The sequence below is a fragment of the Billgrantia antri genome, assembly GCF_017868935.1.
GTDB lineage: Bacteria > Pseudomonadota > Gammaproteobacteria > Pseudomonadales > Halomonadaceae > Halomonas > Halomonas antri.
In genome coordinates, this window is record NZ_CP053383.1 from 3,632,663 (window position 1) to 3,649,665 (window position 17,003).

At 64.0% G+C, this 17,003-nt stretch carries 15 protein-coding genes; 9 read left to right on the forward strand and 6 right to left on the reverse strand.

The features are described from left to right. Positions 1–221 precede the first annotated feature (221 nt). Complete coding sequence (locus HNO53_RS16810; RefSeq protein WP_209473737.1) at positions 222–1,613, forward strand: uracil-xanthine permease family protein; 1,392 nt, start codon at positions 222–224, stop codon at positions 1,611–1,613. A 186-nt stretch (positions 1,614–1,799) separates the two neighbouring features. Here the strand turns inward: HNO53_RS16810 and HNO53_RS16815 are convergent, their stop codons facing one another. After that, a complete protein-coding gene (locus HNO53_RS16815) occupies positions 1,800–2,651 on the reverse strand; it encodes an outer membrane protein OmpK (RefSeq protein WP_219790479.1) in 852 nt (283 codons plus the stop codon). A 110-nt stretch (positions 2,652–2,761) separates the two neighbouring features. Continuing rightward, positions 2,762–4,180 carry a uracil-xanthine permease family protein gene (locus HNO53_RS16820; RefSeq protein ID WP_209473738.1) on the reverse strand — a complete coding sequence of 473 codons (1,419 nt, stop codon included), beginning with the start codon at positions 4,178–4,180 and terminating at the stop codon, positions 2,762–2,764. A gap of 315 nt (positions 4,181–4,495) precedes the next feature. On the opposite strand from HNO53_RS16820, the gene HNO53_RS16825 reads away from it, so the two are divergent. Next, positions 4,496–5,107, forward strand: coding sequence for a phosphoribosyltransferase (locus tag HNO53_RS16825; RefSeq protein ID WP_209473739.1), 612 nt, complete (start codon positions 4,496–4,498; stop codon positions 5,105–5,107). A 96-nt stretch (positions 5,108–5,203) separates the two neighbouring features. On the opposite strand, the gene HNO53_RS16830 is transcribed toward HNO53_RS16825, so the two are convergent. Together HNO53_RS16830 and HNO53_RS16835 are read right to left on the reverse strand one after the other, a co-directional pair. Beyond that, entirely contained in the window at positions 5,204–5,557 is a 354-nt protein-coding gene (locus tag HNO53_RS16830; RefSeq protein ID WP_209473740.1) for a phasin family protein, read from the reverse strand. A 119-nt stretch (positions 5,558–5,676) separates the two neighbouring features. After that, positions 5,677–6,384 carry a glutathione S-transferase N-terminal domain-containing protein gene (locus HNO53_RS16835; protein WP_209473741.1) on the reverse strand — a complete coding sequence of 236 codons (708 nt, stop codon included), beginning with the start codon at positions 6,382–6,384 and terminating at the stop codon, positions 5,677–5,679. Between the two features lie 360 nt (positions 6,385–6,744). Here HNO53_RS16835 and HNO53_RS16840 point away from each other — a divergent pair, with 360 nt between their 5' ends. Further along, positions 6,745–8,448 (forward strand): L-lactate permease, encoded by a 1,704-nt coding sequence (locus HNO53_RS16840; protein WP_209473742.1) that lies wholly within the window; start codon positions 6,745–6,747, stop codon positions 8,446–8,448. A 33-nt stretch (positions 8,449–8,481) separates the two neighbouring features. On the opposite strand, the gene glcC is transcribed toward HNO53_RS16840, so the two are convergent. Beyond that, positions 8,482–9,258 carry a transcriptional regulator GlcC gene (gene glcC / locus HNO53_RS16845; protein ID WP_209473743.1) on the reverse strand — a complete coding sequence of 259 codons (777 nt, stop codon included), beginning with the start codon at positions 9,256–9,258 and terminating at the stop codon, positions 8,482–8,484. A 199-nt stretch (positions 9,259–9,457) separates the two neighbouring features. On the opposite strand from glcC, the gene glcD reads away from it, so the two are divergent. The 5 genes from glcD to HNO53_RS16870 all read left to right on the forward strand — a co-directional run bounded on the left by glcD (position 9,458) and on the right by HNO53_RS16870 (position 14,381). Further along, positions 9,458–10,954, forward strand: a complete 1,497-nt coding sequence (gene glcD / locus HNO53_RS16850) for a glycolate oxidase subunit GlcD (RefSeq protein ID WP_209473744.1) — start codon at positions 9,458–9,460, stop codon at positions 10,952–10,954. A 12-nt stretch (positions 10,955–10,966) separates the two neighbouring features. Next, entirely contained in the window at positions 10,967–12,058 is a 1,092-nt protein-coding gene (glcE, locus tag HNO53_RS16855; RefSeq protein WP_209473745.1) for a glycolate oxidase subunit GlcE, read from the forward strand. Between the two features lie 18 nt (positions 12,059–12,076). Beyond that, positions 12,077–13,324 (forward strand): glycolate oxidase subunit GlcF, encoded by a 1,248-nt coding sequence (glcF, locus tag HNO53_RS16860; RefSeq protein WP_209473746.1) that lies wholly within the window; start codon positions 12,077–12,079, stop codon positions 13,322–13,324. A 185-nt stretch (positions 13,325–13,509) separates the two neighbouring features. After that, the gene (locus HNO53_RS16865; RefSeq protein ID WP_209473747.1) at positions 13,510–13,911 is read left to right on the forward strand and encodes a GlcG/HbpS family heme-binding protein; all 402 of its coding nucleotides are present in this window, start codon (positions 13,510–13,512) and stop codon (positions 13,909–13,911) included. Positions 13,912–14,129: 218 nt separating this feature from the next. After that, a complete protein-coding gene (locus tag HNO53_RS16870; RefSeq protein ID WP_209473748.1) occupies positions 14,130–14,381 on the forward strand; it encodes a hypothetical protein in 252 nt (83 codons plus the stop codon). Between the two features lie 44 nt (positions 14,382–14,425). Here HNO53_RS16870 and HNO53_RS16875 read toward each other — a convergent pair whose 3' ends face one another. Continuing rightward, complete coding sequence (locus HNO53_RS16875) at positions 14,426–15,337, reverse strand: choline sulfate utilization transcriptional regulator (protein WP_209473749.1); 912 nt, start codon at positions 15,335–15,337, stop codon at positions 14,426–14,428. 137 nt (positions 15,338–15,474) lie between these two features. On the opposite strand from HNO53_RS16875, the gene betC reads away from it, so the two are divergent. Continuing rightward, entirely contained in the window at positions 15,475–17,001 is a 1,527-nt protein-coding gene (gene betC / locus HNO53_RS16880) for a choline-sulfatase (protein WP_209473750.1), read from the forward strand. Positions 17,002–17,003: the final 2 nt, after the last annotated feature.

A 17,003-nucleotide genomic window follows, 5' to 3' on the forward strand; every position in this document is an offset into this window, starting at 1 on the left:
TCTCCAGAAAGGTCTTGGCCTGACCAATCGGTCAATTAATTTCTTATAAGCCACTGTTTCAAAAGAAAAAGTAAAATAAATCCGCCCTGTACACGACAATTGTCTTTTAAAAAACAAGCATTGTGTACATTCACTATTGACTCTGACGCACAGAGGTAAAGGCAGACCGCCAGTCCTCAACCAGGCATCCTTCCCAACAACAACGAATCGTGAGCTTGAACATGTCCACAACCCGCTCCGCACCTCATCCCCAGCGTAATCCCACACGCACCATCAATCAGGACCCTGACGCCATGCCGCCGCTGTCCAAGGCCATCCCTCTCGGCCTGCAGCACATCATGGCCATGTTCGCTGGCAACGTGACCCCACCGATCATCATTGCCGGCGTCATCGGTGCCAGTGCTGGGGAGCAGATCTTCCTGATCCAGGTGGCCCTGTTCGTGGCAGGTGTCTCGACCTTGATCCAGACCATTGGCGTCGGCCCGATTGGCGCCCGCCTGCCGATCGTCCAGGGCACGAGCTTCGGCTTCCTGCCGGTCGCCCTACCACTGGCCAAGGCCTTCGGCCTGCCCGCGGTACTCGGCGCCTCGTTCGTTGCCGGCTTGCTGCAGGTGGTACTCGGAACTTTTCTGAAGAAGATTCGACACTGGTTCTCTCCGGTGGTGACCGGCATCGTGGTACTGCTGATCGGCATCACCCTAATGCCCGTAGGTCTCAAGTACGCGGCTGGCGGCGTGGGCTCCCCTGACTTCGCTTCGCCAACGAACCTACTGCTGGCGCTGTTCGTGCTGGTCGTGTGCATTGCCGTGCACCAGTTGGGGCGCGGATTCGTCAAGGCCTCCTCGATTCTCTTCGGCCTGCTGGCCGGTTATCTGGCAGCGATTGCGCTTGGCATGGTGGACTTCACCAACCTGCGCGAGGCGAGCTGGTTCGCCCTGCCCAAACCGCTCGAATACGGTATGGAGTTCTCACTTACGGCTATCGTCGGCATGGCGCTGATTATGTTCGTGGTGGGCCTCGAGACCATCGGCAACATTTCCGCCATCACCGCCGGCGGCGCGGGGCGTGCGGCCAAGGACCGCGAACTCTCCGGTGGCGTAATGGCCGATGGCGTGGCGACATCGTTCGCGGCGGTTTTCAACACCCTTCCCAATACGGCCTACGCTCAAAACGTCGGCTTGATCACTCTTACCGGCGTGGTCAGCCGACACGTGGTAACCATTGGCGGGTTGTTGCTCATCGCCATGGGCCTGTTCCCCAAGCTGGGCGGTCTGGTCGCTGCCATGCCCCATGCCGTGTTAGGAGGCGCCGGCATCGTCATGTTCGGCATGATCGCCTCGGCCGGCCTCAAGATCATCCAGGAGTGCGAATTGGATCAGCGGGCCATGTTGATCATCGCCGTATCGCTGAGCCTGGGCATCGGTCTGCCCGCGGTGGAGGAGATTTCCCAGACTCTGCCCGGTCAGGTCGGCCTGCTGCTCAAGTCCGGCCTGGTGCCGGCGGCTGTGGCTGCCTTGCTGCTGGATGCGCTGCTGCCCGGAAAGCCTCGCCGTCAGCGCGGTGGTGAGGAACCGGCCACCGGCGAAGCGGAGAAGACCGGCGCCGAAGTCTGATCGTCCCTTTGTCATCACGTGCCGCCGGCAAGCTGGCGGCGCACCGTCGTCTTCTATCCTCTTCTCCCGTTCGGCACCGCTCGACGACACCACGACTTGCATCACCAAACTGACCGCACCCCAGTGCTTCGAAATAAGTAGGGCCGCCTTCTGGGCGGCCCTGCTCGTTGTCGATAAATGTCTGATTTAGAAATGCCACTCCAGCTGCAGGGTGGCCGCATCGGTATCGACGCCCGGTTTGTCATGGTTGCCGAACTTGTTGCGCCAGTATTCATAGCCGACCCCGGCCCATAGGCGATTTTCCTCGCCCCATGCCAGTTGGCCCACGTCAAGCATCAGCGCCGTACGCAGCAGTTGCTCGGCCTCGGTGGCGTTGCCTTGGTAGTCCTCGCCCTTCTCGTGGTTATAGTTGTAGAAGCCTTGAAATTTCATCGGCAGCGCCCCCACGGAGAAGGGCAGCCCCCATGCCAGGTTGAGCTGGTAATAGGGGTCGAACTCGATCTCGTTGATCTCACAGAATCCCGCACCGCAGTGATTCCACTCATGGGCATAGAACAGGCTGAGATCGAGGAAGCCCTTGGGCACGTCGAATTTAAGGGTGGGGCCCGCCACCAGCATGCGCTTACGCGGAGCGAACTCGGTGTTCTTGGTGTTGAGGTCGAACCCGCCGGTTAGCCCCACCTCCTTGACCGGGCCGAAGGCCAGCGGCTCGCCGAACAGCTTGCCGAAATGAAGCTGGTGACGGTAGGTGAGGTAGGCCTCGGTGGCACCGCTCTCGCCGCCGCTGGCCGGATCGGTACTGTCCGACTGCAGCACGTCCACGTTCAGGAAGTTCTGGCCCAGTGTGTAGCCACTTACATGGGTGAACTGAAGGATGTGCTTCTCGACATCATTCGGATTGCCCGGCTCCGTGAACCGGGTGCCATAGCGATAACCGAGGAAGGTATCGCTCCAGGTGGCTGCCTGAGCCGTGCCGACCGACAGGCCGCACAGCAGCGCGACACCAGTGGCAAGACGCCAAGTCGTTCGATCATGCATGGGTAGATCCTTTGTTGTGATTATGAGGCTATAACTGAATACATTTCCCGCTTCCCATGAAAACTAAAATGTATACAGAAATAGTTTCCAAAAAAATAACGTGCTGAAGGTCAGCCACGCGGCGCCTTGCCGAGCGGTTGGCGCATCTCCTGTCGCGCCCCACAGCCAGACTCCCCCTTGTCATCGCTTGCCATCGCCTCGCGCTCGCGAGCCTCGTCGTCCAGGGTCACGTTCGGCAGCAGCAGGTTGAGCACGAAAGCGGTAATGGCGGCCACCACGATGGGTGCGCCACCGACCAGGTTCTGCAGCCATTCGGGGAAGCGTTCGATCGCCGCCGGCACCTCGGCGATACCCAGGCTGAGCGCCAGTGCCAGGCCCACGATGGTCATGTTGCGGGCGGAGAGTTCGTCCTTTATCAGCAACTTGATGCCGGTCATGGTGATCATGCCGAACACGGTGATGGTGGCTCCGCCGAGCACCGGATAAGGGATGGTGGTCATGATCGCACCGAATTTGGGGCTGAGGCCCGCCAGCAGCATGAAGCCGCCGGCCAGCGCCAGCACGAAGCGGCTGATCACCTTGGTCATGGCGACAATGCCCACGTTCTGGCTGAACGTGGAGGTAGGCAGGGCACCGAAGAAGGCGCTTGCCGTCGTGGTCAGGCCGTTGCCCAGCAAACCGCCGGTGAGTTCCCGCGTCTTCAGCTCGCGATTCATGCCGCCCACGGTGGTCGCCGAGAGGTCGCCAATGGTCTGGACCGAGTTGATCACGCAGATGACCACCATGGCGGCGATCGCCGAGGCATGGAATTCCATGCTGAAGGGCATGAGCTGGGGCACCGCCACCCAGCTGGCTTGGGCCACCGAACCGAAGCTGACCATCCCCAATGCCAGCGACAGAAGATAGCCCACCAGAATCCCCACGATGATCGCCGACAGCTTGATCACCCCCCTGCCGAACTGCGAGGCGACGAGCACCGTGATGAGCGTCACCAGGCCCACGGCCCAGTTTTGCGGATCGCCGAACCCGGGAGCGTTGACGTTGCCGTTACCGGCCATGTAGCGCACCGCGATGTCGTAGAGCGACAGGCCAATCACCAGCACCACCGTGCCCGCCACCACCGGCGGAAACAGGTGGCGGATGTACTGTATGAAGTACCCCACCACCATCATGGTGATACCGCCGATCAGTTGAGCGCCGAGGATTCCCTCGATGCCGAACTGTGCGCCCACTGCGATCAGCGTCGGCACATAGGCAAAGCCCACGCCGAAGATTGCCGGCAACCGGGCGCCGAATTTCCAGACACCGTAAAGATGAAACAGCGTGCAGACCCCCGAGGCCAACACGGCGATCTGTATCAGCAAGAGCTTCTCTTCCGGCGTGGCGCCCACCACGCCCGCAATGATGATCGGCGGGGTGATGACACCGGCAATCATGGCCAGCACGTGCTGCAGCGACAAGGGTAGGGCCTTGGTCAGCGCAGGCCGGCCATGAAAGTCGAAAATCGAAGTGTTCTGAATCTTTCGCATGGATCCATCCAGTCGTTGTTGTGTTTCTGTATACGGAAAGCCGGCACCGTGACTTGTTCGAATTGCGGCCAGAGGCTTTCCCGTACACGCCGAGCTAACCGCGCCCGTTGCGACTCGCATTTCCTGTCCAATCGGTCAAAAAATGTATTCCAAATCGCACCTCAATGAGCGACAGTACATCAATTTATTGTATACAGAAATTATTTCCACCTCTTTCTCACTCCGCTCCTGATCCGGCCGCCCGGTACCGCCTCTCTCCCGAGAAAGGGCCAGCTACACTGGGAGAGAATCGGCAGCGGAGGAAAGGAGAGCGACATGTTTCGTGATCGACTGGACGCGGCAGAACGACTCGCCGAGCGCCTGTCACACCTGAAGGGTTCCAATCCGCTCGTGCTCGCCATTCCGCGTGGTGGGGTACCCATGGGGCGTCACCTGGCCGATGCCCTGGAAGGCGAACTCGACGTGGTACTGGTGCGCAAGATCCGCGCCCCGGGCAGCCCCGAGTTCGCCATCGGCGCGATCAGCGAGGACGGCACCATGAAGCTCGACGAGGCGGCCTCCCACTTTTCGCAGGATGCGGTAGAGCGTGAAGCCGAGCAGCAACGCAAGCTGCTCCAGCAGCGGCGCCAGCGCTACAGCCCGGTGCGCCCGCCGATCCCGCCCGAGGGTCGGACCGTGGTGATCGTCGACGATGGCAGCGCCACCGGAGCGACCATGGAAGCTGCGCTGAAGACACTTCAAGGACGCGCCGAACGCCTGATCGCCGCACTCGGCGTAGCCTCGCCCAGCGCCATCACACGGCTGGAGGCGATTGCCGACGAGGTGGTCTGCCTCGACGTGCCGCAGCGTTTCATGGCGGTGGGCCAGTTCTATGCCGATTTCGGTCAGGTGGAGGAAGAAGAAGTGATGGAGCTGCTAGCCGACTGATCGGGTTCGGCAGCAAAAAGCCAGACCAGCAGAAAAGAGAAGGCCGTCGCCCAAGGGGGAGACGGCCTTTGTTACGTCAGCAGTGAACGCTGCGACTTACTTGGTCGCGGCGCTGGCGGCCTTGACGTTCTGCTCGGTCAGCTGCTGGCCCTTCTGCAGGAACTCCTGGCTCAGGTCGACGACCTTCTTGGTGTCGCCCTGCAGACGCTCGCCCAGTTCCTTGACGGCTTTCTGCTGGGTCTCGAGCACCTGCTTGAGGCCCTCGGAGTCCTTGACGTCGACCCAGGCACGGGCTTGGGCCAGGCTCAGGTCGGAGTAGCTACGGAAGGCATCCAGTTGTGCCGACAGCAGCTTCTCGTAGTATTCCAGGGACAGCGAGCCATAAGCGCGCGCCGGGGCGAAGAACAGGGTTTCGAACTGCTGGGTCGCCTTGTCTTGGGTCTTGCTCATGAGACACCTCCTACGTTGCGTTGCCAAGGCAGGATTGCGCCTTGTTGCAATGCAACATAGCAGCTCTTTTTGTGCAGTGCAACATTCTTTGAGAGTCCCCTTCCAAAAGCTTCATCCCTTCAGCGGTAAGCCCCCTCGATATCGGTAATCCGCATCGCCTTTCGACCCAGGCCGTCATGCAGGTCGAGCATGCGCTCGATCCAGCCGTAGACCGGGTCGGCGTTGGACACCAGATCGGCGGTGGAGACCACCCTCGCCCACATGAAGCTGCCGAACACCAGATAGTCGGCCGCCGCCGGTGCCTCGCCGTCGAGGAAGTCGCTCTCCTGCAGTTGGCCACGCAAAGGTGCCAGAGCGGCATCGAGCTGGGCCAGCCCCTTGGCCGGCGAGTGGAACTCCTCGAGTGTGCGGCCGAAGCGCTTCTCGCGGCTCTCGCGGAAGTAATCACGATCCTTGGGATCGATGGCGTTGAGCAGATCCATGATGATGGTGCGCATCATGGCCGGCGCCAGCGCCCGCTCGGCGTAGTGCTTGAAGAAGCGCGCCCGGGCTTCAGCCATGTCATCACCCAGCAGGGGCGCCTCGGGATAGGTCCGGTCCAGATAGCGCAGGATCGCGTAGCTGTCGGTGATCGTCGCTTCGCCATCGACCAATACCGGCACCTTGTCATAGTCGGCGAAGGCCAGCGCTTGCTTGTCGGTGAAGTGCCACGGGCGCATCTCCGCCTCGAGCCCCTTGTGGGCCAGCGCATAGCGTACCCGCCAGCAGTAGGGGGAAAAGCGCAGCCCTTCGTCGATACCGCAGAGGTCGTAGAGAACCCGTGCCATGCATCACTCCTGAGAAATCCGTTGGTCGTCCTCGGATAGTGCCAGCCTCCCCGAGCAGATGCCAACTGGTCCAGGCTCGGCCTGGCCGTGACCGCCCCCCTGTCCATTAGTCTAATAACGAGTAAAGAAGATACTCGTATCAGCAGCGAGAAAGCTCCTCCAACTCATTGATTACAATGAAATAAACTTGGGCCGCCCGGCACAATGACAAGGCCTCTATATTGGTAAGACCAATGAACCATGGATAGCAACTTACCGGCACTCTCCGTATCGTTGCCGCCTGGCCGGCCACGGCAGAAGCGCCACGCCGGGTGACCTTCGCCCTGCCGGACCCAACAAGGAGACATCCGAGGAAACGTCATGACGGATACCACCCTAGCACTTCTTGCTTTCACGCCACTGATCCTGGCTGGCGTGCTGCTCATCGGTTTTCGCCTGGCGGCACGAACCGCCATGCCCATCGTCTTCGTGGTCACCGCCCTGATCGGGCTGTTCGCCTGGGAGATGAGCTTCAACCGGGTACTGGCCTCCACATTCCAAGGCCTGGTCCTGACCGTTTCGATCCTGTGGATCATCTTCGGCGCCATCCTGCTGCTCAACACGCTGAAGCACTCCGGCGGCATCGCGGCCATCCGCAACGGCTTCTCCGGGATCAGCCCCGACCGTCGCGTGCAGGCGCTGATCGTCGCCTGGCTGTTCGGCTGCTTCATCGAAGGCGCCTCGGGCTTCGGCACCCCAGCGGCGGTGGCAGCCCCGCTGATGGTTGCACTGGGCTTTCCCGCCCTCTCCGCCGTGGTGGTGGGCATGATGATCCAGTCCACGCCCGTCTCCTTCGGCGCGGTGGGCACCCCGATCGTGGTCGGCGTGTCCGGGGGCGTCAACATGAATGCCATCACCGAGCAGCTCGAGGCGGGCGGCTTCACCTGGCTCGAGTACTTCCGTCTGATCGCAGCGGAAGTCGCCATCGTGCATGCCATCGTCGGCATCCTGATGCCGTTGATCATGGTGGTGATCATGGTGCGCTTCTTCGGCGCCAATCGCTCCTGGAAGGAGGGGCTCTCGATCACCCCGTTCGCCCTCTTCACCGGCGTGGCCTTCGTGGTGCCTTATGCCCTGGCGGGTGTACTGCTGGGGCCGGAATTCCCCTCGATGATCGGGGCCATGGTGGGGCTTGCCATCGTCGTGCCCGCGGCACGCCGCGGCTTCCTGCTGCCCAAGGACAGTTGGGACTTCCCCGAGCGCGACGCCTGGCCGGCCGGCTGGATCGGCAAGATCGAGATCAAGATCGACGACATCGCCGGCAAGACGCCGCTCTCCACCTGGATGGGCTGGCTGCCCTACGTGCTGCTGGCGCTGTTCCTGGTGGCATCTCGCGTCATCGACCCGCTGCGTGAGGCGCTCACCGCCTTTGCCTTCGGCTGGAGCAACATCCTCGGCGAGACCGGCGTGTCCGGCAGCATCGCCCCGCTCTATCTCCCCGGCGGTATCCTGCTGATGGTGGTGCTGGTCACGGCGGTGCTGCATCGCATGCGCATCGGCGAGCTCAAGGCCGCCTTCGGCGAATCCTCACGCACCCTGCTCGGGGCCGGCTTCGTGCTGATCTTCACCATTCCCATGGTGCGCATCCTGATCAACTCCGGCGTCAACGCCGCCGACCTGGTCTCCATGCCGGTCGCCATGGCCCAGTTCGTGGCCGACAGCGTGGGCAGCGTCTACCCCTTCTTCGCCCCCGCCGTGGGTGCGCTGGGCGCCTTCATCGCCGGCTCCAATACGGTATCGAACCTGATGCTGGCCGAGTTCCAGTTCAACGTGGCCCAGCAACTCGGTCTTTCCACCGCCTTCATGGTGGCGCTGCAGGCCGTCGGAGCCGCCGCCGGCAACATGATCGCCATCCACAACGTGGTGGCGGCATCGGCCACCGTGGGCCTGCTCGGCCGCGAAGGCGAGACGATCCGCAAGACCATCCTGCCGACGCTCTACTACCTGGTATTCGCCGGCGCGATCGGCTTGATCGCCTTCTATGCACTCGGGGTGTCGGATCCGCTGATTCAGGTCGGGGGGTAATCCCCCGGTGCCGCTGTCGTCAGGGCAGCGGCGTCACTCCCACTCCTGCAACCGCATGGCCGAGCGCTCCAGGCGCTGATCCTCGGCCTCGATCTCTCTCAGCTCCGCTTCGATCGCCGACAGGTGATCGAGCGCGGCGCGCCGAGCTGCCTGGAGCTTGCCTTCCATCACGGCCCGGTAGAGCCGGGCGTGTTGGCGGTTGATCATCTGCCGCGGCGCCTCGCGGTGATAGAGGTTCTTCACCGAGGCGAATACCGAACTCAACAGTAGGTCGGTGAGCGACTGCAGCGTGTGCACCAGCACTGGGTTGTGCGATGCCTGGCAGATCGCCAGATGGAAGGCGTGGTCCAGATGCGCCAGCCGCTCCACGTCGATCTCCTGTCCCGCCTCGACGTACTCGACCATCGCCTCGTAGCGACGCTGGATCAGCACCCGATCCGCCGGCGTGGCGCGCTCCGCTGCGAGACTGGCCGACTCGCCCTCCAGCAGCGAGCGAACTTCGAGCAAATCGAACAGCGTGCGCGGGTGGTCGCGAAACAGGTGCATCAAGGGGCTGTCGTCCCCCCCCGGCACCAGCGCCGCCACCGCCGAACCCCGCCCTTGGCGGGTGACAATGATGCCCTTGCTGCGCAGCACCCGCAGGCCCTCTCGTAGAGAGGTCCGCGAAACGCCGAGGCGATCGCACAGGCGTCGCTCGGAAGGCAGCAACTGCCCAGGGCGAAAGACGCCATCGAGTATCAACTCCTCCAGACGCGCCGCCACGGCATCGGGCGTACGCATCGGCGACAGCGGTTCACTATCTTCAAGCATGGGCTCCTCCGGCACGCAAGGCAGCGACTTGTATCCGTCGAGCGGTTGGGCCATGGTGTGACATGAAAATATTTTCCAAGATAGCTGGAAATAACTGGTAATACCAGTGGACCGGATGCTGGACAGGACGACCGGCTGGGCGCAAATTGGGCCCTGCACCAGGACAACCCTGCCGCCAAGACTCGCAACGAGGCGCTAGATGAACATCCTCTACGATGAACGACTCGACGGCCCGGCCCCCGAGCAGGACAGGGCAGCCATCCGCGACAGTCTCGCCCAGGCCATTCCGGACATGACCCTGTTGCACAGGGAGGAGGACATGCGCCCCTTCGAGTGCGATGGCCTTTCCGTCTACCGCACCCTGCCCTTGCTGGTGGCGCTACCCGACTCCCTCGACCAGGTCCAGCGCCTGCTGGTGGAGTGCCACCGCCTGGGCGTACCGGTCGTGACCCGTGGTGCCGGAACGGGGCTTTCCGCCGGCGCCCTGCCGCTCACGCATGGCGTGCTGCTGGTGATGTCGCGCTTCTCGCGCATTCTCGAGATCGACCCCGAGGCGCGTATCGCCCGGGTCGAACCCGGCGTGCGCAACCTGGCCATCTCCGAGGCGGCTTCGCCCTACGGGCTCTACTACGCGCCGGACCCCTCGTCGCAGATCGCCTGTTCGATCGGCGGCAACGTAGCCGAGAACGCCGGCGGCGTGCACTGCTTGAAGTACGGCCTCACCGTGCACAACGTGATCAAGGTCGAGATTCTCACCATCGAAGGCGAGCGCATGACGCTGGGCAGCGATGCGCTGGATGCGCCCGGCTTCGACCTGCTGGCGCTGTACAACGGCTCCGAGGGCATGCTCGGCGTGGTCACCGAAATCACCGTCAAGCTGCTGCCCAAGCCGGAGGTGGCCAAGGTGCTGATGGCCAGCTTCGACGACGTGGAGAAGGCGGGCAACGCGGTCGGCGCCATCATCGAGGCCGGCATCATCCCCGGTGGCCTGGAGATGATGGACAAGCTCGCCATCATCGCTGCCGAGGACTTCATCGGCGCCGGCTACCCGGTGGATGCCGAGGCGATCCTGCTGTGCGAGCTCGACGGCGTCGAGGCCGATGTCGACGACGACTGCGAGACCGTGCGCCGCGTGCTCGAGAACGCCGGCGCCACCGGCATCCAGCAGGCCCGCGACGACGCCGAGCGCGCCAGGTTCTGGGCCGGGCGCAAGAACGCCTTCCCCGCCGTGGGGCGCATGTCGCCCGACTACTACTGCATGGACGGCACCATCCCGCGGCGCGAGCTGGCCCGCGTGCTCAAGGGCATCAGCGACCTCTCCGAGCGCTACGGGCTCAAGGTGGCCAACGTCTTCCATGCCGGCGACGGCAACATGCACCCGCTGATCCTGTTCGACGCCAACCGCGAGGGCGAACTGGCCGTGGCCGAAGCGCTGGGTGGCGAGATCCTCGAGCTGTGCGTCAGAGTCGGGGGCACCATCACCGGCGAGCACGGGGTCGGTCGCGAAAAGATCAACCAGATGTGCGCCCAGTTCCGCCCCGACGAACTGGCCACCTTCCGCGCTACCAAGGCCGCCTTCGATCCACGCGACCTGCTCAACCCGGGCAAGAACATCCCCACCCCGGCGCGCTGCTCGGAGTTCCGCACCATCAAGAGTGCGAGTGCTGATACCGCGCCCGGCAAGTTGCAAGGCTGAACGGGAATGACCATGGCTAACACAACGCATCTCACTGACCATGATGCCAGCGCCGCCCTGGCCGAGCGCATCCGCCAGGCCGGCAGCGAGGGCACGTCGCTGCGCATCGTGGGTGGCGACACGCGCTTCTTCTATGGCCGCGAGGTGGCAGGCGAAGTGCTCTCCACCCGCGAACACCGCGGCATACGCTTCTACGACCCGGTGGAGTTGGTAGTGTCGGTGCGCGCCGGCACCCCGCTCAGCGAACTCGAAGCCACCCTGGCCAAGCATGGCCAGATGCTGCCCTTCGAGCCGCCGCGCTACGGCGAGGTCAGCACGGTCGGAGGCATGGTCGCCACGGGACTCTCCGGTCCGCGTCGCCCCTGGGCCGGCAGCGTGCGCGACTTCGTGCTGGGCGCCCGGGTCATTAATCACGAAGGCATCGAACAGCGCTTCGGCGGCGAAGTAATGAAAAACGTTGCCGGCTACGACCTCTCGCGGCTGATGGTCGGCGCCCAGGGCACCCTGGGGCTGATTACCGAGGTCTCGTTCAAGGTGCTGCCGATCCCCGGCGCCACCCGCAGCCTGCACTTGGAGCTGCCGCTCGACGAGGCCCGCCAGCGCCTGGCCGAGTGGGGCCGCGAGCCGTTGCCGATCAGCGCCGCGGCCTGGCTCGACGGCGCCCTTCATCTGCGCCTGGAGGGCGGCCCCAGCTCGGTGGCCGCCACCCACGCACGCATCGGTGGCGACGACCTCGAAAACGACTTCTGGGCCGCCCTGCGCGACCAGCGCCTGGCGTTCTTCCGTGCCGGCCAGGCGCCGCTGTGGCGCCTCTCGCTGCCTCACCGCACGCCGGCGCTGGACCTGCCCGGCATCGACGAGAGCCACATGATTCACGATTGGGCCGGTGCCCAGCGCTGGCTTCGCGCCGAGCTGGATGCCGAGGCCGTGCGCCGGGCCTGCCAGACAGCCGGCGGCCATGCCACCTGCTACGGCCCACGTCCGACCGCGATAGAGCCCTTCGCGCCGCTTCCCGAGGTACTGATGAAATATCACCGCAACCTCAAGGACCAGCTCGACCCCAAGGGAATCTTCAACCCCGGCCGGCTCTACGCGGCGCTCTGAGAAGCACAGGATCTCGACATGCAGACGCACTTCACCGAGGAAGCCCTCAAGCAGCCGCACATCCAGGAGGCCGACCGCGTCCTGCGCAGCTGCGTGCACTGCGGCTTCTGCAACGCCACCTGCCCTACCTACCAGCTGCTGGGCGACGAGCGCGACGGGCCACGCGGGCGCATCTACCTGATGAAGCAGATGCTGGAGAACCCGGACGACAGCGAGAACGTCACCGAGCAGACCCGCCTGCACCTGGACCGCTGCCTGACCTGTCGCAACTGCGAGACGACCTGCCCCTCGGGCGTGGAGTACCACAAGCTGCTCGACATCGGCCGCGCCGAGATCGAGCGCCGCGTGCCGCGCAGCACCGCCGACCGCGCCCAGCGCAACGTCCTGCGCAAGGCCCTGGTCGAGCCCAAACGCTTCCAGGCGCTGCTCAAGCTGGGCCAGACCTTTCGCCCGCTGGTGCCCGGCAAGCTCAAGGACAAGCTGCCACCCAAGCCGGTGGATGCCGGCACGCGCCCCGACCACCAGCGTCATGCACGGCAGATGCTGATCCTCGAAGGCTGCGTGCAGCCGGGGCTCTCGCCCAACACCAATGCCGCCACGGCGCGAGTGCTCGACCGCCTGGGCATCGGCCTCACGCCGGTGGCCGAGGCCGGCTGCTGCGGTGCCATCGACTTCCACCTCAACGCCCAGGACGACGGCCGCGCCCGTGCACGGGCCAACATCGACGCCTGGTGGCCGCATATCGAGGCGGGGGCCGAGGCCATCGTCCAGACCGCCAGCGGCTGCGGCGCCTTCGTCAAGGAGTACGTCGACATCCTCAATGACGACCCCGCCTACGCCGACAAGGCCAGGCGGGTGAGCGAACTGGCCAAGGACCTGGTCGAGGTGCTACGCGAAGAGGACCTGCAAGGCTTGAAAGTCGACGCGGGCCGCCGGCTGGCCTTCCACTGCCCCTGCACCCTGCAGCACGCCCAGCGGCTCGGCGGCGCGGTGGAGGGCGTGCTGGTCAAGCTCGGCTTCACCCTGACCCCGGTAGCCGACGCCCACCTCTGCTGCGGCTCGGCAGGCACCTACTCGATCACCCAGCCGGAGCTGGCCACCCAACTGCGCGACAACAAGCTCAACGCCCTCGAGGCCGGCAACCCGGAAACCATCGTCACCGCCAACATCGGCTGCCAGACCCACCTCAACGGCGCGGGGCGCACACCGGTCAGGCATTGGATAGAAGTTGTCGATGACGCATTGGCACCGCCCGTAAGCAGCTAGCTTCATCGGGTAGCGCATAAGAGAGCATTCGCACCTCATCCGATGAGCGACGGGGACAAGCCAAAGCGAGGGTCTTTTGCCATGGATGGCAAAAGGGGCGCCCAAGGACGGGTTCACAGCGCCCTCGCGTGGCTTTGTCGCCGGGAAGCTCATCACCGACAACATTGCGACTCAAGGAGAGTCCCATGAAGACCAAACCCGTACTCACCCTGACCGACGTCAACGCCATCCTCGACGCGGCCCAGCAAGAAGCCGAAGCCAACGACTGGAAAGTGACCATCGCCGTGGCCGACGACGGCGGCCACCTACTCGGCCTGCGCCGCCTCGACGGCGCCCCGGCCATGACCCCCGACATCGCCACCCAGAAGGCCCGCAGCTCGGCGCTCGGTGCCCGCGAAACCCAAGCCTTCGAGGACATGATCAACGGCGGGCGTAACGCCTTCCTCTCCGCGCCGATGCAGGGCCTGCTCGCCGGCGGGGTGCCGGTGATGATCGAGGGCCAGATGGCCGGCACCGTGGGCGTTTCCGGCGTCAAGCCCGACCAGGACGTGCAAATCGCCAAGGCCGGCATCGCCGCCGTCGGTTGATCTCACCACCCATCAACGTTGTGCGCCCGCCCTGCCCGCTCACGCCGGCAGGGCACCGTCGTTTCGGTGTGAATCGCCACGGCGATCTATACTGACAGCGCCCGACCGCAGCTCCACACCTGGCCAGCCCCCGGAGCACGACTGGGCAACTGACGCGAGGCATTCACCGGGCCCGGCCTGGACAGGTATCGAGGCCGCGCCCAACGGGAGGGACCACAATGATCAAGAAGCTCTTTGCCGCTATGGTGCTGATGGCCTTCATGGCACCTGCCTGGGCCAGCCAGTGCCCCATGCTCATGTCCGAGATCGACGACGCCCTGGAAGATGACGCCAAGGTTTCCCAGCTCAGCGAAGATGAGCTCGCTCGAGTCAAGGAACTGCGTGAGCAGGGCGAGCAGTACCACAACGACGGTGACCATGCCCAGTCCGAGGAAGCTCTCAATGAGGCCAAGGAGATCCTCGGCGTTTGACACCCGAGCCGGGCGCGCTCATACGCCCGGCTCCTCTCGTCCGTTCAGCAGCCCGCCGCTGCGCATTCCAATACCCACTCCTGTAGCGCCCGCTTGGCTTCACCCGGCGAATCGGGGCGCGCATCGATCAGCCCGTAGCCCTGCGTCGAGCGCAGCATCAGCTCGTGCAGACCGACTAGCATGCCGCCATCAAGCAGGTCGTCGACCAGGCCTCGCCAGCCCATTCCGATGCCCTGCCCGGCAATCGCCGCCTGGATCAGCAGGGTGTAGTTATTAAAAGTCAGCTCCGACGCTTCCTGATAGTCGATGCCCGCCAGTCGCTCGAAGTAGCGCGGCCAGTCCAGCCAGCTCTGGCCCTGGTCAGCGGTCAGGGTCAGCAACGGTAACTCGACCAGCCGTTGCGGCGAGTCGATGGGCCCAGCCTGCTCTAGAAACCCCGGACTGCAGACCGGCAAGACCTGCTCCGGGAACAGCCGCGGCACCCCGGAAGCCAGGGTGCGCTCATCACAGAACAGGATGGCCACATCGACTTCCTGGGCCCGCCAGTCAAGCACGCCCTGGTTGGTCACGATACGCACATCGATATTCGGATGCCGCTCCCGAAAGTGCGGCAGCCTCGGCATCAGCCAGTAAGCCGCGAACGAGAAGTCGGTCAGGATGTTCACGTGGGGGTGGCGATGCTTGTGCTGCAAGCGGTCGATCGTTCGGTCGATGGTCGCGAAGCCCTCCTGCACGCTGACGAACAGCGCCTGTCCCGCCTCGGTCAGCCTCACCCCACGGTAGATGCGCTCGAACAACGGCAAGTCGAGCTGTTCTTCCAGGTTGCGAACCTGCTGGCTGACGGCCGACTGGGTCGAGCGAAGTTCGCGTGCCGCGGCGGTGAAGCTCAGGTGCCGGGCCGCCGCCTCGAACACACGCAGGCTATTGGGCGAAGCCGCCCTGGCTATCCATGACATTAGTTAAGCTAATGCCTCCCATAAAAATTCAGCGAGTTTACAGACAATAAGATTAGCAGGGAGACTGTTTAAAGAGCCAGCCACGGTGTGGCTCGAGCATGACATACCTGTGCGCAGCGACAAGCTAGAGAGGCCCCATGACCCGCAAGCAACCCAATATCCTGTTCCTGATGGCCGACCAAATGGCCGCATCGGCGCTGCCCATCTACGGCCATTCGCTGGTCAAGACACCCAACCTGTCGCGCCTAGCCGCCGAGGGCGTGGTGTTCGACTCCGCCTATTGCAATAGCCCGCTGTGCGCGCCCTCGCGCTTCACGCTGATGGCCGGCCAGCTGCCTTCGCGTATCGGCGGTTATGACAACGCCGCCGAATTCGCCTCAGACATTCCCACCTTTGCCCACTATCTGCGCGATGCCGGCTATACCACTGCGCTGTCGGGCAAGATGCACTTCTGCGGACCCGACCAGCTGCATGGCTTCGAGGAGCGCCTGACCACCGACATCTATCCGGCCGACTACGGCTGGTTCGTCGACTGGGAGAACTTCGAATTACGGCCGAGCTACTACCACAATATGTCATCGGTGATTCAGGCCGGCCCCTGCGTGCGCTCCAATCAGCTCGATTTCGACGACGAGGTCACCTTCCGCGCCAAACGTTTTCTCTACGACTACGTGCGCAACGGCGAGCCGCGACCGTTCTGCCTGACCGTGTCGCTGACCCACCCGCATGACCCCTACACCATTCCGCAAGAGTACTGGGACCGCTACGACCACGACGCCATCGACATGCCGCGCGTGCCCTACTCGCGCGAGCTGATGGATCCCCACTCCCAGCGCCTGCGTCATGTCTATCAGCTCGACGAGGACACCATCGACGACGAGCAGATCCGCAGCGCGCGTCATGCCTACTACGGAGCGCTCAGCTACGTCGATGATCAGATAGGCGAGGTGTTGAAGACCTTGAAGGAGACCGGTCTCGATGAAGACACCATCATCGTGTTTTCCGGCGACCACGGCGACATGCTCGGCGAGCGCGGCCTGTGGTACAAGATGAGCTGGTTCGAGGACTCGGCGCGGGTGCCGATGATCTTCCACGCTCCCGGCCGTTTCTCCCCGGGACGCGTGCGCGAGTCGGTGTCGACCATGGACCTGCTGCCGACCTTCGCCGAACTCGCCCATGACGGCGCTGCACCGGAGTACGCCGTACCCGTCGACGGTCGCAGCCTGCTGCCGCATTTGAGCGGCAACGGCGGCCACGACGAGGTGATCGGCGAGTACCTAGGCGAGGGGGCCATCGCGCCGCTGCTGATGATCCGCCGCGGCCGTTTCAAGTTCGTTCACTCCGCGCCCGATCCGGACCAGTTGTTCGATCTCGAGGCAGACCCACTCGAACTCGACAATCTGGCCGAGGATCCCGCCCATCTCGATTTGTGCAAGCAGTTTCGCGACGAAGTCGCCAGGCGCTGGGATTATGCCCGGCTGCACGAAGAGGTGATCGCCAGCCAGCGTCGCCGCAAGCTGGTGTCGCGTGCGCTCATGAAAGGCAAGGTCACGCCTTGGGATCACCAGCCGACATTCGATGCCAGCACCCAGTACATGCGCAACACCATCGACCTGGACGATCTCGAGCGGCGTGCGCGCTTCCCGGTAGCTGCCGCCGAATAGTC